The following is an 18733-nucleotide window of genomic DNA, read 5'->3' on the forward strand; positions in this document are numbered from 1 at the left end:
CGTTTTATGTTCGAATGTGGTAGTCCCGGTACTCCTGGGGCGTCGCGGAACGGAAAAAGACGCCTCCCGAGAAGCGTCCCAAACGGATCGAGAACCCGTAAAGCCCTGCGGTCCTCTAGACGGATCAGCGTCGTTTTCACGATCCGCATGAATTCCTCATCACCGTTCTCCCGGGCTCCCGCCCGTACCGCGATGACTAACTCGCCTTTCTTATTCTCCGCGTATGCGCGAAATGGGCGGCCAGGATGACTAAGATGACCGGGTAACATACCGCGGAATACCACAGCTTCCACCCGTGGTAGGAAAAGAAACCGGATTGTATCGCCAGCCATTCGTACACGAGCGATGCGGCCGTCGCCGCGCCGATATAGAGGACGTGATAACGGATCGCCTTGCCGTAAGGATAGAAATTCAGATAGATCATGTTCGAAACGGGGAACAGGAGAATCACCAGGTACCCTTTATTCTCAATTCCTTGGCCGAAATACCGATACAAATCCAGCTGCAGGTTCAGCCAAATGTCCGTAATCAGTTCCAACACGAGAGCGAACAGCGACGTGTAGTGCAATTCGAAGCCCGTCATCCGCTTCGGCATCCAGAACGCGAACGCATAAAGGATCACCAGGCTTGCCGCCAAAAAGACCATCCATTCGGTCACCTCATATCGATTGTTGCCGAAGCAAGGAAGACGTAAACCAACCTAACTTTCGCTTCAAGCAAGCAGCGCCTCTTTCCGTTCCGTCCCCGTCTCCTGTTTCCGATACAAATCCCGATAATATCCCCCAAGCCGGAGCAATTCCCCGTGACTGCCCTGCTCGACGATCTCGCCGTGCTTCATCACGAATATCGTATCCGCATGCACGACCGTGGAGAGCCGGTGCGCAATGAGGAGAACCGTCTTGTCCCGGCCGATCCCCTGGATCGACTCCTGCACGAGCTTCTCGCTCTCGTTGTCGAGCGCGCTGGTGGCTTCGTCCAGAATGAGGATCGACGGGTCCTTCAGGAACACGCGCGCCAGCGCGAGACGCTGCTTCTGGCCGCCCGACAGCTTGACGCCCCGCTCCCCGATCTCCGTGTCGTAGCCCTGGGGCAGCGCCGCAATGAAATCGTGCGCATAGGCTTTCTTCGCCGCGGCGGCGATTTCCTCGTCCGTGGCGTCCGGCTTCGCCAGCTTCAAATTGTCCTTGATCGAACAGCTGTATAGGAAGTTGTCCTGGGTGACGACGCCCATCTGCCCGCGCAGGCTGGACAAGGAATACTCGCGAATATCCACGCCGTCGATGAACACGGCGCCTTCCTTCGGGTCGTACATCCGGAACAGCAGCTGGAGCAGGGTGCTCTTGCCGCCGCCGCTTTCGCCGACGAACGCGTAGGTCTTGCCTTTCTCCAGCTTCAGGGACAGGTTCTTGAGCACCGAATCCCGCCCCGCGTACCCGAACGACACGTTCCGGAAGCGGATGGATTCGCCGAACGAACGGAGCTCCGCCGGCTGTTCCTTCTCCTTGATCTCGCTCGGCGTACGGAGGAAATCGAAAATCCGCTGCAGCGCGACGCTGCCTTCCGTGACGGCGGGGAAAGCTTGCACGAGCGCGGCGACCGGGCTTCTCATCTTGTCCACGTACGCATAGAACGCCAGCAAGCTGCCGAGCGTCAAGTGGCCGCCGATGACCAAAACGCTGCCCGCCAGCACGACGAGGAAAGGCGTAATGTCGCTCAGCACGTTCACGGAAGACAAGGTGATCGCGTTCAGCTTCGCCTGCCGGTCGGTCAGCTTCTCGTACGCCTTCAGATGGCGATCCAACTCTTGCCGGTCCCGGTCTTCCGAAGCGAACAGCTTGGCGATGAAGGCGCCTTGGATTTTCTCGAACACGAAACCGCTGAGCACCGAACGGTATCTCATCATGTCGGCCGTGGAGGCTTTGAATCTCTTTGACAGCAGGTAGGCGAGGAAGAATTGGAACCCGACGAGCAGGACGGCCAGCGCCGTCAGCTTCACGTTCATGAACGCCATGGCGCCGACGACGAAAAGAAGCACGACCGTTTCGATCCAGATGTTGGACAGCGCGGCGGTCAGATAACCCCGGATTTTCTCGATGTCGTCGAAAAACCGGGTCCCGATTTCCCCGCTTTTATGGTCCGCCAAATATTTCGCGTCCAGCGCATGGACCTTCGCGAACGTGTCTCTGCGCAGCGCCTTGATCACGTTGTTGTTGGCCTTATGCAAGAAGTACTGCCGGACGAATTCCATGGGCGCCCGGACCAGGAAAAAGACGGCGGCGACGACGAGCGCGATGAGCGTCAGCCGCGCATAACGTTCGGAAGCGGAAAGGGCTCCATTCTGCAGCAATTGATCGAAAATGTACTTGATGATGAGGGGAAGCGCAAGCGGGATGAGGAATCGGAACAGGCTTCCGGCGAATCCCAAGAGGTACAGCTTCAATTCTTTGCGGATGTAAGGTAAGAATGCGGCCACGTAAGGGACCTCCCGTTGTCTGGTATCTCCCGCCCTCCGTCGGAGGGAAAACTTCTGCCTTCAGGATACCGCGCGAGAGTTCCGCCGAACGCGCAAAAAAACGGGGTCAACACGCAAAAACGAACGAGGCGAGCGCAAGGAACGCCGGTCCTACACTTTGAAGCGGTAACCGGCGCCCCAGACGGTATCGATATATTGGGAGTTCGAAGGGTCGGCCTCGATCTTCTCCCGGATTTTGCGGATATGCACGGTGACGGTGGCAATGTCCCCCAGCGAATCCAATCCCCATATCTGCTCGAACAGCTGCTCCTTGCTGAACACCCGGTTCGGGTTCGAAGCCAGGTAAGCGAGCAGATCGAATTCTTTGGTCGTGAAGGCAACTTCCCGCTCGTTGACGAACACCCGGCGCGCCGCCTTGTCGATGAGCAGCCCGCGGATGCGGATTTCTTCCTTCCGCTGCCCGCCCCCGGACAACCGCTCGTACCGCGCCAGATGGGCGTTCACCCGGGCGACCAGCTCGCTGGGGCTGAACGGCTTCATGATATAGTCGTCCGCGCCGAGGCCTAACCCCCGGATTTTATCGATGTCTTCCTTCTTCGCGGACACCATCAAGATCGGAATGTCGAGCTTGGCGCGCAAGGTGCGGCAAATTTCGAACCCGTCGATTTTCGGCAGCATGAGGTCGAGGAGGATCAGATCGAATCCGCCTTCCAGCGCCCGCTTGAGCCCCAGGTCTCCGCTCGTTTCGATGGCGACGTCGTAATTATGGATGGTCAAATAATCCCGCTGCAGCTCCGCGATGCTCGTATCGTCCTCGATGATCAGAATGCGTTTCAAGATGGATGCCCCCCGTTGATCCGTCTCTTCAAGGAAATCATGATGACCGTGCCGACGCCCGGTTCGCTGGCCGCCGAAATCGCGCCTCCGTGCTCCTCCACGATATGCCGGGCGATCGCCAGCCCCAGCCCGCTGCCCCCGGTATCGGAATTGCGCGCGGGATCCGCCCGGTAGAACCGGTCGAAAATATGCGGCAGCGCCTCCGGCGAGATGCCTTGCCCGTTATCCTGCACCACGATGCGGCAAATGCCCGGCTCGGCGTTCAAGCGGACCCAGATGCGGCCGTCTTCCTTATCCATGTATTTCACGGCGTTCTCGATGATGTTCACGAGCACCCGCTTGAGCTTCTCCCGGTCCGCCAGGACGAAGGCCGGCCCGCCGTTCTCCGGCGGTTCGTAAACGAGCTTCGCGCCGCGTTTGTCCGCGTCCATCTGCAGTTCGTCGGTGCAATCCTGCAGGAATGCGTTCAGCTCGACCTCTTCGAAATGGAACGGAAGCCGCTTCAGGTCCAGCTTCGAGAACAGGAACAGCTCGTCGATCATCCGGTCCAGCTGCTCGGTTTTGCTGTGGATCGTCTTCAAATACCGGTCCAGCTTCTCCGGCGAATCGGCCACTCCGTCCATGATGCCTTCTACGTACCCTTTGATGGCGGTCACCGGCGTTTTCAAATCGTGCGATATATTCGAAATCAATTGTTTTCGGTTGTCCTCGAATTGCAGCTGCAGGTCGATCGATTCCTTCAGCTTGACCCGCATCTCCTCGAAAGCCGCGGCAAGCTCCCCGATTTCGTCCCGGGACTCCGGCGTCACCCGATAGGCCAAGTTGCCTTCTTTCAGCTCGCCTGCCGCGCGTTTCAACGACCGAAGCGGCCGGATAATGCTGCGGGACACATAATAGGTCAGCACGCCGTTAAACAAGATCAGAATCACGAGGAACGCGATAAAGACCAATTTAAAAAACTTGGAGAAAAACCAGGCCACGAAATCCAGGTTCATCCATACGAAGTAGCTGCCTTTGGAGCCGTCGGAGAATACGACGTCGTATTGGCGGGTCAGGACCCAACTATTTTCGCCATGATTCATCCCAGGTTCGTGGAGGTTGCCCTCCGCCCCGCTTCCATAGGCAGGCAGACGCGATGCGATATCCGTCCCCTGGAACTTCGAAGAAGCGTATACCACCTGATCCTTCACGCGGACGATCAGCCCCATGTTGATCCGATCCAGGCGGTCGTTGTACGCCCGCATGCGGTCGACGTCCCGAAGAGAGTCCGGGTCGTTGCCGATCCGAAGCCGGATGTCGGCGGCCACGTCCGATTCTTCGCGCAGGACGGCCGCGATCGGATTCTGATTCTGCATGTTCACGGGCAAGAAAGACTTCTTCACGTCCCCGAACACGACCCCGACGATGACCGCGATGGAAATGCCGAGCAAGACCAGCGGGACGACCAGCATGGTCAGGTAGGATAGCAAAAGCCGAATCCGGATCGACATGGCAAGTCTCCTAGACCTCTTTTTTCTCGAACAGGTAAGAACCCGACGTATAGAACACTATACCGCAACCCAGCAGAAAGCTGAAGATGGCGGCGATTTTTCCGAAGGACACCGCGCCCCCGATCCAGAGCTGATGCCAATCCGTGTAAGCCGTGGGAAGGAACGCCGCGATCTGCGGAAACGCGAAGGCGACCAGCTTGGCGGCTGCGTAGACCAGGATGGACACGGCCAAGGCGCCGCTGGCATTCCGGAATCCGAGTGAGAGGAAAGCCGAGACCGTTCCGAGCGCGAACATCGGCACCGCGGCGGCCGCATAAGCTAAGGCCGATTCCGCGACGCCGCCCCATCGGCCGTCCGGGGCGTCCATGAACAGGGAAGCCGCCGTCGAGGAGATCCACCCCAGCAGCAGGCCGAGCGCGGTCACCCCGAAAATGGCCAGCAGCTTGGAAGCGAAAATCTTATATCGGTTGACGGGCCGGACCAGCACGGAGCGGATCGTCCTGTCTCCCAGCTCGCCGGCGAACATGTCGGAGGCCGACAGGAAAATCAGGAGCGGCAGCACGAACAGCGTTAGGCCGCCCAGGAAGGCGATCGGATAGTCGGCGCCGGAGAAAGCCGCGATGCCGACGCCGTTCTGCAGGCGCTGGACGGCCATCAGGCCGAGGAAAGGCAGCACTGCGATCAGCGCCAAGAAGAAGACCGTTTTCTTGCGGGCTCTCAATTTGACCCATTCGTTAATGGTAGCGGACATTAGCAGGCTCATGATCGGCCGCCTCTCTTTCTGCGCGAATCTGTTCGATAAAATACGTTTCAAGGGAGGAAGAAGGACCCGAACCCTGCAGCAGCTCTCCCATGCTGCCTTCCCGGATCAGCTTCCCTTCGTGGAGAATGCCGATCCGGTTGCAGATCATCTCCATCTCCGAGATGAGGTGGCTGGACAGGAAGAACGTCGTCCGCTCCTCCCGGGCCAGCTTTCGGACCAGCTCCCGGATTTCCACCATGCCTTCGATGTCGAGGCCGTTCGTCGGTTCGTCGAGAATCAGCAGCTCCGGCTTGGAAACGAGAGCGCCCGCGATCGCCAGCCTCATCTTCATGCCCAGCGAGTAATGACCGGCCTTCTCCTTGCCGTGCTTGGAGAGGCCGACCAGCTCCAGCACCTCGTCCACCCTCGTCTTCGGGAGGCCGGGATAGAGCCGGGCGGCCAGTTCCAGGTTCCGGCGGCCGCTGAGATATTCGAACGCTTCGCCTTTCTCGATCAGCACGCCGACCCGGCTCATCGCGGGCTCATACTGCTCGTTCACGTCGTAACCGAACAGCCGGACGCTGCCCCGGTCCGCCCGGATCAGGCCGCTGGCGATTTTCATCACCGTCGTTTTGCCCGCGCCGTTCGGTCCGAAAAACCCGTAAATGTCGCCTCTGCGCACCTGCAGCGTAACGTTCTCGATCCCGCGGCGGTTGCGATACGATTTGGTCAACCCCTGGATGTCCAGGACGATGTCCCCGTTCATGAAAGTCCCTCCCTCAAATACCCCCAAAAGTGAAGCAAAGCTCTGCAGCAAATTCCGATTACTTTTGGGGGAGCCCCCGATTATCCACAGGAGCGGCCGCGCGGGCCGCTCCCCGTCTTTCGTCCGTTAGTCGCGCATATCCTTTACCGTTTCGATTTTCTTCCCGGTCAGGTCGATCGTATCCGGCGTAGTAGCGCCCAGTCCCGTCGTCTCGACGGCCGCGCGGATGACGACTTCGTGGCTCTTGCCGGAAGCGTCTTTCCCGGACACCGTAAAGTCGATTTCCTGGCTGCTGACGATATCGTTCTCGTCAATGACGGCGTGCAGCTCGATCTCGTCGAGGTTGACGTCTTGGGTCAGCTTCGGAAAACGTTCGGCGATTTGAGGAATGTCGAGGCCCAGGGCGTCTTTGGCCGGCGAATGGCGGTCCCACCGATCGGCATGCTTCCCGCTCAGCCCTTCCTTCACGAACAGCGAGCCGATGACGTTCACGGCCGCCGGAATTTCCGAGCCCGTCAGCTTCGCGTCGATCGTGCTCGTGCCGTCCGCTTCGGATTGGATGTCGAACTGGTTTTTCAGGTTCCCGACCAGCGCGTCTACCACTTTCTCCATTTCCGCGCTGAATGCCGGATCCCGGAGCGCCTGCTCATGCTCCTTCCATTCTTCCCGGCTCCTGTCCTCCATCACTTCGTAAGTATCGCTGCCGCCGGCTTTGAAAACGTGCTTGCCGTCCTGCTGGTAGAATTCGAAGGTTTGCGAAACGGAGCCGGCCTTGATCTCCGCTTGCCCGCTGGCCGTCCCGGCTGTCTGATCGGATTTGACCGTCGTCGAGACGTTCAGCAGCTCCGTTCCGTTATCCCTCATGGACAACGTAACGCGATCGGTGGAGCTCGCGACGGCCGCCGTCGTTTTCAGCGCGGTTTTGTATGCCTCATAGCCTTTCGCCTCTCCGATTCCCGCGAACGCGGAAGTCGCGACCAGCGCGCTTCCGATCGTCAGCCCGACTCCCAGCATCATTACTTTCTTTTTCATCGATATAACCTCCTAATGGCTTGTGATTTCGGCGCATTCCCTGCTGCCTGTTCCTTATGATAGACCCCGAATCTTAACTCCCGAGAAACCGAGATTAAGCCGATCTAATGAAATTATTAACAAAATCTAAACTTTCGGCCGGGAGGTGCGGAACGGATGACGAAACGAACCGGGCTAACGGACTCCACGGACGTTATTTCGCGTAAAGCGGGCTATGCCAGGTTGTAACGGACACCACGGACCTAATCGACTCTTCATGGCCGCCGCAACCGACATTCCTCCCCGAATAAGCGCATCCGTGTCCGTTAGCGAGACGGGGGGACGAAAAATCCTCTCTTAACGTCCGCTCTGTCCGTTAGAAGCGGTGCAGGGAAGGTCCGGGCGGCGCGAAAAAGGACCGAGAGGGCGGGGCGATGCAAGAGAGGGAGGTCCGGGCGGCGCAGGCGGTGCGGAGAAGGTGTGATTGGGGGCGGACAACAGCGCCTCGATCCGAATCGGCAATAGAAAAGCAGCCTGAGCTCCCTCGGGAAGACGGGACAGGCTGCCTGCCTGAATTTCCGTTGTGGCGAAAAACGGGTTGGGATAAAATATCGACATCATAAACGAATCGGGGAGTTCGATGAAAAACCGGATCCTGGAAATCAATTTCGTCAAGGCCGTCGCCATCTTCGCCGTGCTGGTCATCCACGCGACGGCGACTCCCTCCGTCAAGGTGCCGTGGGGCAGCTTGTCGGCGCTGTTCTACGTGCTGGCCAACCAGCTAAGCATGTTCGCCGTCCCGCTGTTCCTGCTGGTCAACGGGCTCGTTCTGTTTTACCGTTACCACGGCGATTGGAGCGGCGCCCAGGCGCTGGCCTTCTATAAAAAACGGCTCCAATATATTTTAGTCCCTTATTTATTATGGTCGTTATTCTATTACGCGTTTAACCAATGGCTCATGGACCGGCGGATCGAGTTCGATCCCGCTTTCTTCTGGCGGCTGCTCTTATGGGGGCACTCCAGCTACCACCTGTACTTCATGGTGATCGTCATCCAGGTCTACGCGGTGTTCCCGCTGCTCATGTCCTTGGTGCGGCGATTCCGGCTGCAATCCCGGCACGTCGCATGGATCGGGCTGCTGGGGCAAGCCGCTTTTTATTCCGTGAACAAATGGGATCATCCGATCCCGCACATCGCTGCGCTGATGCCGAACTATTTGCTCGTCTTCAGCGTCGGGGCGGCGATCGGGATGGATTACCGGGCGTTCGCGGAACGTTCCCGGCATCTCTGGTGGACGTTCGGCGCCGCCGTCGGAACCGGCTTGCTGTACGTTCTCATGCTCGCGGCGTCCAAAAGCGGGGCCGTCTATTGGTCTCCCCTGTATGCCGCGCTTTACAATCTATATGCCGTACTGGTCGGCGTCAGCGCCCTCTGGATCGGACGGAAAGCCGTCGCGCTGGGCAGCCGTCTCTCCCAAGCCGTGCTGGCGTTCGGCGCGGCCTCTTTCGGGATTTATCTCGTGCACCCGGCCGTTCAATCGATCTGGAGACACTTGTACAATCCGGGGCCGGGCGGAGCCGTTTACCATGCCTATAACGCGCTCACGCTGCTGCTGGACGCGTTCGTCTCTTGGGGGATCGTGCTTCTGCTGAAAAAAATCAAATTTTCGTGGGTATGGTTCGGCAAGTCCTGATCGGTCGCCGATTCCTATTTTTGCATACTTCGGGTCCGTTTGCCGGAAACTAAGGTCAACCTCAACCCGGAGGGACCTCCGTGGACCGCAGGGAAATGATCGAACGCGTCAGGTCGCTGGCCGAACAACGAAACATCGTGGAAAGTGCCGATCAAATGAATCCCCCGAAAGTGACGAGAAGCTCTGCGGCTCATTCCGATTACTTTTGGGGGAGCCCCCGGATCATGAATTCAACGCGAAAACGAGCGGCGCGCGGGTCGAACCCCTTCCGCTCCGCTCGTTTTTTGCGTTCAATACAAATCCTCCGCCGGCAAGATCCCCAAGCTTTTCGCCTTCTTGATCGCTTGGACCCGCGAGTTCACGTGAAGCTTCTGGAACAACTCGGTCAGGCCGTATTCGAGGGAACGCTGGCTGATCATGAGCGTTTTGGAAATCTCCTTGTTGCTCTTCCCTTTGACCAGCTCCCGAAGCAGCCGGTCCTCTTCCTGGGTGATCGTCGTCGGCTCCCGGCCGGTCTCGTCCTGCACCGTGATTTCCTGCCGCCTGAGCTGGCGGAGCAGCTGCATCGGGATGATCGCTTGCTTCCTCCCCGCGCAGCGGATCGCCTGGATCAGCTCCTCCCGGGTCGACGTCTTGGAAACGAAGCCGGACACGCCGGATTCCATCAGCAGGTTGAAGTGAGGCGCGATTTCGAAGCCCGAGTAAATCAGGATCACCGCGTCCGGCACGTAATCGAGCAGCTTGCGGGTCAAGTCGGCTCCGTTGATGTTCGGCATGTACAGATCCAGCAAAATGACGTCGAACTTCTTCAGGCGGACCAAGTCCGTCACTTTGTATACGTCGGTCTCGATCGTCACCTGGATGTCCGGTTCCGATTCGATCAGCATTTTCGTGCCTTCGACGACCGACCGGTGATCGTCGACCAATAAAACTTCCATCCTTCCTCACCTTTCCGTCGTTTGCTTGGGTATTCGAACCGCAACGTGAAAGCCCTGACCCGGGGCCGACCGGAAAACCGCTTGGCCTTCCAAGCTCTGCACCCGCTTCTCGATGCCCGTGATGCCCATATGCTGATAGGATCCTTCCAGGCCGGACAGGTTCGTCCCCACGCCGTCGTCGGAATATCGGAAATGGACGAAGCTCCCGTCATCCGTCAAAGCCATCGATACTTTGTCCGCCTTGGAGTGCTTATTCGCGTTGTTGAGAAGCTCCTGCACGATCCGGTACATGCCCAGGATCTGGTCTTCGTTCAGCGCGACGTCCAGTTGATCGGAGGAGAATTCGATCTCGTAGTTGGCGAACATTCTCGCATACGAGAACAAGCTCTTCAGCGATTCCACCAGACCCATTTTCAGCAAAAACGGCGGCCGCAACTCGTTGCACGTGATCCGGATTTGATGGATGGAGTCCAGCAAACCCTCTTCGATCTGCCCCAGTGCCGCCCGGTTGCGTTCGTCGAAGGAGCCGGCGGAACGGAGCGATTCCAGCTTGCGGTACCAGATGATCAAATCCTGCAGCACCGAATCGTGCAAGTCGCTGGACAGCGAAGCCCGTTCTTTCTCCGACAGCCGGAACAGCAGCCGCAGCATCCAGGTCGGCGTCTCGTCCGCGGCCACCAGGTCCTCTAGCCGTTTCATGAGATCTTCGGTGCGATGGAGATTGTCGTATAGGATGGTGACGTAACGGACGGCCGTTGCCAGCCACTCTTCCTCGCTTTTGTGCAGGGGATGGGCGGCCGTAATGGAAAGGAAGACGGGATGCGGCTTCTCGCCGATCCGGACGCGGATCGTCCCCGGCGGCGGGTCCGGCGTTTCCCCGACGTCCGGCGCCTCGTCGATCGAAACCCCGGCATCCGGGAGCACGGCGCGGACTTCCTCGAGCAGCCGGCTTTCCAGCTCCGACACCTTCATGACGCCGGCCAAATCGTTCGAAAGCCGGTTGAGGCTGGCCTGCAGGAACTTGGTCCGTTCCTCGCTCCGGATCAGATCCCGCTCCTCCTGCTTCCGCTTGGTGATATCCTTGAGAATGCCGTGAATGCCGGTGAGTTCGCCCGATAGGATAATCGGCACGAAGGTGATGCTCACGATCCTTTCCCCGCGGTCCCAATCGGCGAGCCGGCATTCCAAATCGCGCGGTTCCCCGTGCTGCATGACTTCATGGAGCGTTTCGTATACGGAAGCATGGTCCTCGTCGAAGATCATGCCGATAAAGCATCGGTTTTTCAGCTTGTCCGGTTCGATGCCGGTGATGTCCACGAAAGCCCGATTGGCGTCGACGAAATACAAGCCGTTCATCTCGATCGAAAACACGCCGTCCAAATTGTGCATGAACAGGGATTTGTACCGCTGCTCGCTCTCTTCCAGCGCCAGTTCGGAACGCTTCTTCTCGGTAATGTCCAAGATCATGCCGTCCAGCCGCTCCACGTCGCCGGCCGCGTTCAAGTGAGGCATGATCGTCATCTGACCCCAGCGGGTCTCTTCCGGAAGATGGGTCCAACGGAACTCCTGCCGAACCGGCAGCCCCCGATCCAGCTTGTCCTTCACATCGCCCATCAGCGCGACATTGTCTTCCGGGTGGATATGGTCATGGAGCCGGATGGGCCGATCCATGAACTCCTCTTTCGGAATGCCGGCCATTCTCTCGAAGCTGGCGGAGAAATAGTTGTAACGGGTAAAATCCTTGTCGATCGACCACACGGCGGCATTCACGTTGTCCAGGATGTTTTCCAGCAGTTCTTCGGTTTGCTTGCGCGCCGTCACGTCCCGGACGACCGCCACGACGTAAACCGCCTCGCCGCTCTCGTCCAGGACCGGCTTGACCCGCGTATCCGCGTACAGGGGACGGCCGTCGACATGCAGGACCCGATAATTCACGTCTAACGCCCGTTTCTGCTGAATGACCTGCAGGAAGGAAGCACGGACCCTCTCCCGGTCTTCCGGGGCGATGACGTCGAACGCGTCCATCCCCATATATTCTTCCACGCTGATTCCGGTAATGTTCGTGATCGACGGGGACACGTAGCGGACGAGACCGTCGCTTCCGACCAGAACGATGACGTCGGAAGTATTTTCGGCGACGATCCGATACACTTCTTCCTTGATGCTGCTTGCCCCGTTCGGGGCCCGGTTCCCGGCCATGAATCCGTCTCCTCTGCGATGCGGCTGGAAATAGCTTGCGTCCATTATATCCCGGATTCTACTTCGGGAGAATACGGCCCGCTTCCGTGTCGGCTTCGACTTTCCCGACTTCCGTGCGCAAGTCGATGTCGGCAGCCGCGGGCGGCTCCTGCGGATCGATGGTGATATCCCCGGTGGACGTTCGGATGGACAGGTTCTTTTCCATCATGTTCGGTCGCTCCTCGTTGGTTCGAGTTTATTCAGGAAAAGGTCTCTTGCGCGGTTTCGATTCGCATAAGCTTGCGGTTCCGCAGCAGCGGCAGCGCGGCGACCGCCCCGATCAGGAACAAGCCGGCGGCCATCAGGAAAATCGCGCCGAGCGGCAGCCCGGATTTCAGCATGCCGACCAGGCTCATGTTCAGCACCATCCCTCCGATGAAGAGGGGGTTCAGGATGCCGGTCACCCGGCCGACGTACGCTTGCTCCGCATGCTTGATGACCAGCGTATTGCAGGCGATGTGTATGAAGGGAACCATCATGCCGGACAGGAATTGAGCGGCCAAGGCCAGCCCGAGCATTTTGGCGGCGCCCAGCACCGCAACCGCGGCGGCATTCGCCGTAAATCCGACGACGAGCAGGGATTGGGGTTTCGATTTCTTGGAAAGCCCCATCACGAGCATGCCGCCCAGGAACATGCCGATGCCGTTGGCTGCCGTCAGCCATTGCAGATGATCTTCCGTTAAACCCAGGTTCTCCGTAACCAGGAAGATGCCGAGCGGATTGATCAGCCCGAGCGCCAAGCCCGCGGCGAGGAAGAAGCCGCCCATGTAGACGAACATCCGGTTGGAGACGACGTAGCGGTATCCGGTTTTCATGTCGGCCAGCAAGTTGGCCTTCGGCAGGTTCTCTTCCATCCGGTCCGCGGGCAGGAAGGTCAGCATGACGGCGGACAACAGGAAGCCGATGCCCATGATGACGATCGCGGCCTCGATGCCGAAACGGAAGAACACCCAGGTGCCGAGCATCGGACCCAGGACCATGAAGATCGCCTGGATCGTCTGGTACATCGACATGCCCGCCTGCATCCGGTCTTCCGGAACGTGAAGCTTGAACAGCTTCATGCCGGCCGGCTGCGAAAACTGCGAGAGAACCGAGGAGACGAGGGTGGCCAGGAAGATGGCTTTCCAGCTGCCCAGCGTCAGCGCGAGCAAGACGAGGAAAACCGACGCCGAGCTCAGCAAGTCGCAGAGCACCATCGTGCGCTTCGGTCTCCAGCGGTCGGCGAACGCGCCTCCGATGAAGGAGAAGACGAAAATCGGCGCGAACTCGGCCACCGAAATCAGGGAGACGGCGACGGGATCTTGATTCGTCTGCTCCGTCACGTATAGCAGGATCGCGAAATTGCGGACCCAGATCCCGAGCTGCAGGAAAACGGCGGACAGCAGAATGGATCGGATCACGCGGTTGGCGATTATGGAACGCATGCGGGATCAACGCCTTTCGGATAGATGGTGGACTAGGTGGATTCATTGTATTACGGTTCCGGTCATGCAAAACCGCACGTTTCGCGTAAAACCCCGCAAAGATTTGCGGGGCCTGCGCAATCGGTGCGGTCCTGCCTCCGGGCGTTGGAGCGCGATCAGGGTACGCGAACGACATAAGAGAAAGTCGTCACCCGGTCGTTCCGCTGGAACTGGCCCCAGATTTTATAGATGCCGCTTCCCGGGAACGACGCGGAGAAGACCGCTTCCGGCCCGGAGCCCTGTCCCTCTTCGGCATGGACGTGGACGTAGCGTTCGCCGTCTTCCGACAGGATCACGACATGACCGATCGCGCCCAGATAAGGCTGCAAATCGCGGATCGGCTGTCCGGTTGCGGCATCTGACAGGGTAAAGGCGAGCGTCGTGTCCGCATTCGGGGATAACCGGTCGATCGTCAGCCCCGCGCGGAGACCGTCGGCCGTCTTCTCCAGGCTTTCGTCGGGGACGACCGGAACCGGATCCGCCGGCTCTCCCGGCACCCGAATCCAGGCCATCTTCGTCATCGCGTCGCCCTCCGCGGGCTTGAAATCGGCCACGAGCCGATACTCGCCGCCCGCAGGGAACGCATTGTCGATTTCGAATACGCCGCCGCCCTTGTAGTAGGGATGAATATGGTTGAAATAGGACAAGTCTTTGCTGACGACCATCAAGTGCAGCAGCTTCTCATGGTTGAGATCGAAGTTTTCGATAGGTTGGCCGTCCCGCTTCCGGGTCTCCAGCCGGATCCGCTGCACCGCTTCGGTTCCGGACGCCTCCGCGTCGCTAAGCGTCCAGAGCGCGTTCACGTCATCCGACAGGATCCGCTCAGTGCCGGTTTCGTGAAACTCTTCGTCCTCCCAAGAGGAGGCGCCGGAGGAGCAAGCCGCCAGGAGAAACGCCAGGATCAGCAGGACCGATAGGGATGATGTCCGTCGTTTATTCATATCGAAGCGCCTCGCTTAAGTCGGTTTTGGCGGCGCGGGAGGCCGGCATGAAGCTGGCGAGCCAGGTGACCGCAAGGCCGAACAGGGCGATCGCCAACAGGATGATCCAAGGGACTCCGAAGTTGTAGGTCAAGGAATGGATTTCAACGAACGTCGAGGTCACGTAGATCAGAACGACGCCCAGCAGAAGGCCGATCAGCGTGGCCGCGAGGCCGATGCCGAGGGCTTCCATCCTCACCACCCGGACGACTTGGCGGCGAGTCACGCCCACCGCGCGCATCATGCCGAGCTCCCGGACTCGCTCCATGATGTTCATCAGCAGCGTATTGGCGATCCCGATGCCCGAGATCACGATGGACAGCACGACCAGGAAGTCGATCACCGCGAAAGAACCGGTATACGTAGAGCCGACGACGGAAACCCAGTCCTCCGGGCCGAACATGTCCATGACCCGCTCCCCGTATTGATTGAAGATCCGCTCCCTCAGCTGAACCGGGGTGGTAACGTCATCTTTAATGACGAGAATGTTCTTCTCGTACTTCAGCCCGAACGTCTCCCGGAAATTCTCCTTGCTCAGGAACGCGCCGAACCCGTTGTTTTTCATGGTGTCGACGACCGCGGCCACCTTGAACGATTTCGTGCCGTGAAGCGCCGCTAACTCGATCGTTTGACCGATTTCGCCGCCCCATGCGCCGAATGCGATCCGGTCGAGGACGATTTCGTCCGGCTTCAGCTGTCCGATCAGCTTGCTTGGCGTATTTCCGGTTACCGTGAACAGAGGGAATTTGTCGGCCCTCACCGGATCCACGCCGTACACGAGCATTTTCCGTTTCTGCCCGTCCTTCATCCAGACGGCTTCGTGCAGCGGGTACGTTTCCGCGTCGGCGACGCCCGGAATAGCCTTCATCTTCTCCAGGTCCGTATCCTCGATGTGGTGGAGATGAACGTCCAAGTTGCCGCCGTATGACGCATGAATGACCCGCTCGAACGATTGGATGAGCGCGGAGTTGAGCGAGCTCATCAGCACGATCATCGCGATGCCCAGGCAGAGGATGACGGAGGTCATCGCCGTGCGGCCTTGGTTCCGGCTCAGATTGCCGGCCGCGAGCCGGCCGCTGAAGCCCCGGCGGAGCATTGGACGCATCAGGCGGACGAACAAGTCGAACAAGTACGGGAAAATCAAGGTCGCGCCGATCATGAGCGGTACGATCAGCAGCAGATGTTTAATGAAAAACGCGGCCACGATCAGCAGAACGCCCCATGCGGCAGGCCATACGCGGCGGGAAGCGTTCGTTGCGGCATGCTCCTTCAGCACCTCCGCGACGCTGACCCGGCTGGCTTGGCGGATCGGATACAACGCGGCGGCGATCGGCACCAGCAATCCGGCCAGCACGGCGATCGCGACCCCTTTCGACAGTTCCAGAGTCGGCTGATCGTAAACGCTGAACACCATGAAAATGACCGTTTTCAGCAGCTGCGCGAGTCCGAGCCCGATGACCAGGCCGGCCGCGGTTCCGATGATCGACATCAGCGCCACCTCGATCAGCACGAACCCCCTCAGCTGCTCGGGCGTATAGCCGATCGTCTTCATCGCCGCGAACTCTTTCCGGCGTTCTTTCATGCTGACGTACATGGAGTGGAAAATGATGAACGCGCTTAGGGCGATACCCAGGAAGCCGGCCAGGTACAGCAGCAGGAAGAAGGTGTTGATCTCTTTGAACTGCGTGCTGTAATCCAGTACGACGGGCTGCACGTAGACCGATCCGAGGCGCTTGGCGAGCGCGTCGAGCTGCTTGCCGACTTGGTCAAGATCGGCGCCGGCGTCGGATTTGATTTGGATCGACTGGATTTTGCCGTTCAGATCGAACCAGTCCTGCAACACCGGCAGAGGGACGGCCACCGACCAAGGATGGAACTTGGCCATCATCCAGCTGCCGGGCCCCATCAGCTCGACGGTGTAGCGGACGACGGCGGACACCCGGATTTCGCGTGTTCCCTTGTCCGTATCGAATGCGATCGTGTCGCCCGGTTCGACTTTCCAGACTCTGGCCGTGCGATCCGTGATGACCGCGCCGCCTTCCGTCAAGCTTCCCTTGACGACTTTGAAGTTCGTCAGCGGGGTGTCCATGCGGCTGTAGCCGGTTAGATCGACCCGTTTCTGGATGGCGGACACGCCTTCCTTGTCGAGATGCAGCTTCGTGTTTTGTTTAGCCCCCGCGATCGAGATCAGGCCTGCCAGCTTCTCCACTTCCGGCTGGACGGATTGCGGAAAATACGTATCGGTTCCGTTCAGGGTAAAATCGGCTTTGCCGAAGGCGGCCTTCAAATAAAGCGGGAACGCCGACTTCGCCGAGTCGACGGCCGAGATCACCGCCAGCGCGGAAGCCGTGCCGATGACGATCGACAGGATCGTCAGCCAGGTGCGGAGCTTCCGGCGTTTCAGTTGCCGCCAAGCGATCTGCCATGCGTTCACGCCCGGTCCCCTCCTTCCGGCGCGGCTTCTTGCGCGCGATTCGCTTCGTCCCGCACGACTTCGCCGTCCCGGATGCGGACGATCCGGCTCGCCGCTTTCGCGGCTTCCTCGTCATGCGTCACCATGACCACGGTGATTCCCTCTTCCCGGTTCAGCCGGGTGAGCGTCTCCAGGACGCCGGCGCCGGTCTTGCGGTCCAGGTTGCCGGTAGGTTCGTCCGCCAGGATCAGGCGCGGCTTCATCGCCAGGGCGCGGGCGATGGCGACGCGTTGCTGCTGCCCGCCGCTGAGGCGGGACGGGTATTGGTCCGCTTTGTCGGCCAGGTCGACTTCCTTCAGCAGTTCGGTGACGCGATGATGGATCTCGGATTTCGGGGATTTGTTCGCGGCCATGGCCAGCGCCACGTTCTCGGCGACGGTCATCACCGGCAACAGCTGATAGTTCTGGAACACGAAGCCGATCTTCGTTCTCCGAAACAGGGTCCGCTCGTTCTCGTTCAGCTTGTGGAGTTCGGTTCCGTCCACCGCGACGCGGCCCGACGTCGGCAGGTCCAGCCCGCCCATCAGCTGCAGCAGCGTGCTCTTGCCCGAGCCGCTCGGGCCCATGATCGCGATGAACTCCCCTTTCCCGATGGCGAGATCGGTTTCTTTGAGCGCCGTGAAGCTGCCCGCTTCCTGGGTAAACACTTTGGACGCTTTCTCCAGACGGATCATGCTTGATTCCTCCGATGGTTGATTTCGATCCGCGCTGGCTGAGCGTGGATCGGTTGTTATGTTCCCATCATAAGGCGGCGCCGGTCGGCCGAACGCGCAAACGGCTCGCAGGGCTCGCGCATAAAAAAGACCCGTCCCGCGCAAAAAATTGCGGGGCAGGCGCAAAAAAGCCTCGTTCGCGAGGAACGAGGCTTGTCGCATATGAGAGAATAGAGGAACGCTGTTCCGTTATTTCCATACTGAGAACCCTAGCCGGCGAAATAGAAGAACTCAGTTCCGTTAAGCGCACAGCGGTTTCGAACAAAGGCTTCACGATCTCGATCCGGATGCCGTCCCGCTCCGCGATTTCCAGGAAGAACGGACGCTCGTCGGGTTAAAACCCCTGACTCGGCGCCTTATCGGACGGGTTATGTAACATTTTTACTTAATTCCCCCAGATCGGCGTCCCGACGGCTGAGTTATGTAACATTTTTACTTAATTCCCTTGATTCAACGCCTCCGCGGCCGAGTTATGTAATTTTTTTACTTAATTCCCTTGAATCGACGTCCCTTCGGACCGAGATGAGTAACATTTTTACATATCTCCCCCAAATCGACGTCCCATCGGACCGGGTGAGGAACTTGCTGAGTTCGAGGTTCGCGAGCACTTTCTCATCGTCCGTCAATCCCGGATTCGAGAGGCTCTCGTCCCAATCGCGGGTCAGGTCGCTGTTGAAAATGATGGAGGCGAGGTCGTAGATCTGCGTCTGGACCATATCGACATAAGAGCCGTACTGGTCCATCTTCTCGAGGGCGGAGGATTCGATATAGGAGCGTACGATCGAGCGGGATTCATTGAAAATGAGGAAGGACAGCGCTCCGAAAGACAACACGAACAGCAGGACGAAAACCGCGATCAGTTGGTTCCGGAGCGAGTAGAACATGGCCGTCCTCCTCTATCTTCATGAGCCGAACG

General features: G+C 59.1%; 16 protein-coding genes. 1 reads left to right on the forward strand and 15 read right to left on the reverse strand.

Annotated features, from left to right (window positions below):
• Window positions 1–196 precede the first annotated feature (196 nt).
• The 7 genes from PTZ19_RS19630 to PTZ19_RS19660 all read right to left on the reverse strand — a co-directional run bounded on the left by PTZ19_RS19630 (window position 197) and on the right by PTZ19_RS19660 (window position 7340).
• Window positions 197–646 (reverse strand): CBO0543 family protein, encoded by a 450-nt coding sequence (locus tag PTZ19_RS19630; RefSeq protein WP_276356901.1) that lies wholly within the window; start codon window positions 644–646, stop codon window positions 197–199.
• A gap of 66 nt (window positions 647–712) precedes the next feature.
• Entirely contained in the window at window positions 713–2473 is a 1761-nt protein-coding gene (locus PTZ19_RS19635; RefSeq protein ID WP_276356902.1) for an ABC transporter ATP-binding protein, read from the reverse strand.
• A gap of 150 nt (window positions 2474–2623) precedes the next feature.
• Window positions 2624–3310, reverse strand: a complete 687-nt coding sequence (locus tag PTZ19_RS19640) for a response regulator transcription factor (RefSeq protein WP_276356903.1) — start codon at window positions 3308–3310, stop codon at window positions 2624–2626.
• Complete coding sequence (locus PTZ19_RS19645; protein ID WP_276356904.1) at window positions 3307–4800, reverse strand: sensor histidine kinase; 1494 nt, start codon at window positions 4798–4800, stop codon at window positions 3307–3309. The genes PTZ19_RS19640 and PTZ19_RS19645 overlap by 4 nt, the downstream gene beginning before the upstream one ends.
• Window positions 4801–4810: 10 nt before the next feature.
• The gene (locus PTZ19_RS19650) at window positions 4811–5563 is read right to left on the reverse strand and encodes an ABC transporter permease (RefSeq protein ID WP_276356905.1); all 753 of its coding nucleotides are present in this window, start codon (window positions 5561–5563) and stop codon (window positions 4811–4813) included.
• A complete protein-coding gene (locus PTZ19_RS19655; protein WP_276356907.1) occupies window positions 5535–6308 on the reverse strand; it encodes an ABC transporter ATP-binding protein in 774 nt (257 codons plus the stop codon). The genes PTZ19_RS19650 and PTZ19_RS19655 overlap by 29 nt, the downstream gene beginning before the upstream one ends.
• A gap of 126 nt (window positions 6309–6434) precedes the next feature.
• Window positions 6435–7340 carry a hypothetical protein gene (locus tag PTZ19_RS19660; protein WP_276356909.1) on the reverse strand — a complete coding sequence of 302 codons (906 nt, stop codon included), beginning with the start codon at window positions 7338–7340 and terminating at the stop codon, window positions 6435–6437.
• 619 nt (window positions 7341–7959) lie between these two features.
• On the opposite strand from PTZ19_RS19660, the gene PTZ19_RS19665 reads away from it, so the two are divergent.
• Window positions 7960–9012: an acyltransferase gene (locus PTZ19_RS19665; RefSeq protein WP_276356911.1), complete on the forward strand. Its 1053-nt coding sequence runs from the start codon at window positions 7960–7962 to the stop codon at window positions 9010–9012.
• Window positions 9013–9302: 290 nt separating this feature from the next.
• On the opposite strand, the gene PTZ19_RS19670 is transcribed toward PTZ19_RS19665, so the two are convergent.
• From PTZ19_RS19670 to PTZ19_RS19705, 8 genes are all read right to left on the reverse strand, one after another.
• Window positions 9303–9950 carry a response regulator transcription factor gene (locus PTZ19_RS19670; RefSeq protein ID WP_276356913.1) on the reverse strand — a complete coding sequence of 216 codons (648 nt, stop codon included), beginning with the start codon at window positions 9948–9950 and terminating at the stop codon, window positions 9303–9305.
• Window positions 9951–9956: 6 nt separating this feature from the next.
• On the reverse strand, window positions 9957–12149 hold the full coding sequence (locus PTZ19_RS19675; RefSeq protein ID WP_276356914.1) for a sensor histidine kinase: 2193 nt from the start codon (window positions 12147–12149) through the stop codon (window positions 9957–9959).
• 58 nt (window positions 12150–12207) lie between these two features.
• Entirely contained in the window at window positions 12208–12357 is a 150-nt protein-coding gene (locus PTZ19_RS19680; protein WP_276356916.1) for a hypothetical protein, read from the reverse strand.
• Between the two features lie 31 nt (window positions 12358–12388).
• Window positions 12389–13612 carry an MFS transporter gene (locus PTZ19_RS19685; RefSeq protein ID WP_276356917.1) on the reverse strand — a complete coding sequence of 408 codons (1224 nt, stop codon included), beginning with the start codon at window positions 13610–13612 and terminating at the stop codon, window positions 12389–12391.
• A 155-nt stretch (window positions 13613–13767) separates the two neighbouring features.
• Complete coding sequence (locus PTZ19_RS19690) at window positions 13768–14592, reverse strand: hypothetical protein (protein WP_276356919.1); 825 nt, start codon at window positions 14590–14592, stop codon at window positions 13768–13770.
• The gene (locus PTZ19_RS19695; RefSeq protein WP_276356921.1) at window positions 14585–17065 is read right to left on the reverse strand and encodes an FtsX-like permease family protein; all 2481 of its coding nucleotides are present in this window, start codon (window positions 17063–17065) and stop codon (window positions 14585–14587) included. The genes PTZ19_RS19690 and PTZ19_RS19695 overlap by 8 nt, the downstream gene beginning before the upstream one ends.
• Entirely contained in the window at window positions 17062–17778 is a 717-nt protein-coding gene (locus PTZ19_RS19700) for an ABC transporter ATP-binding protein (RefSeq protein WP_276356922.1), read from the reverse strand. The genes PTZ19_RS19695 and PTZ19_RS19700 overlap by 4 nt, the downstream gene beginning before the upstream one ends.
• 509 nt (window positions 17779–18287) lie before the next feature.
• Complete coding sequence (locus PTZ19_RS19705; RefSeq protein WP_339329344.1) at window positions 18288–18701, reverse strand: hypothetical protein; 414 nt, start codon at window positions 18699–18701, stop codon at window positions 18288–18290.
• Between the last annotated feature and the right edge of the window lie 32 nt (window positions 18702–18733).

The organism is Cohnella caldifontis (assembly GCF_029360585.1).
GTDB lineage: Bacteria > Bacillota > Bacilli > Paenibacillales > Paenibacillaceae > Cohnella > Cohnella caldifontis.

Excerpts from the sequence above, each read along its gene's own strand:
- PTZ19_RS19630 (WP_276356901.1), bottom strand. The coding sequence starts at position 646 with ATGGTCTTTTTGGCGGCAAGCCTGGTGATCCTTTATGCGTTCGCGTTC.
- PTZ19_RS19645 (WP_276356904.1), bottom strand. The coding sequence starts at position 4,800 with ATGTCGATCCGGATTCGGCTTTTGCTATCCTACCTGACCATGCTGGTC.
- PTZ19_RS19650 (WP_276356905.1), bottom strand. The coding sequence starts at position 5,563 with ATGAGCCTGCTAATGTCCGCTACCATTAACGAATGGGTCAAATTGAGA.
- PTZ19_RS19655 (WP_276356907.1), bottom strand. The coding sequence starts at position 6,308 with ATGAACGGGGACATCGTCCTGGACATCCAGGGGTTGACCAAATCGTAT.
- PTZ19_RS19660 (WP_276356909.1), bottom strand. The coding sequence starts at position 7,340 with ATGAAAAAGAAAGTAATGATGCTGGGAGTCGGGCTGACGATCGGAAGC.
- PTZ19_RS19665 (WP_276356911.1), top strand. The coding sequence starts at position 7,960 with ATGAAAAACCGGATCCTGGAAATCAATTTCGTCAAGGCCGTCGCCATC.
- PTZ19_RS19670 (WP_276356913.1), bottom strand. The coding sequence starts at position 9,950 with ATGGAAGTTTTATTGGTCGACGATCACCGGTCGGTCGTCGAAGGCACG.
- PTZ19_RS19675 (WP_276356914.1), bottom strand. The coding sequence starts at position 12,149 with ATGGCCGGGAACCGGGCCCCGAACGGGGCAAGCAGCATCAAGGAAGAA.
- PTZ19_RS19680 (WP_276356916.1), bottom strand. The coding sequence starts at position 12,357 with ATGATGGAAAAGAACCTGTCCATCCGAACGTCCACCGGGGATATCACC.
- PTZ19_RS19685 (WP_276356917.1), bottom strand. The coding sequence starts at position 13,612 with ATGCGTTCCATAATCGCCAACCGCGTGATCCGATCCATTCTGCTGTCC.
- PTZ19_RS19690 (WP_276356919.1), bottom strand. The coding sequence starts at position 14,592 with ATGAATAAACGACGGACATCATCCCTATCGGTCCTGCTGATCCTGGCG.
- PTZ19_RS19700 (WP_276356922.1), bottom strand. The coding sequence starts at position 17,778 with ATGATCCGTCTGGAGAAAGCGTCCAAAGTGTTTACCCAGGAAGCGGGC.
- PTZ19_RS19705 (WP_339329344.1), bottom strand. The coding sequence starts at position 18,701 with ATGTTCTACTCGCTCCGGAACCAACTGATCGCGGTTTTCGTCCTGCTG.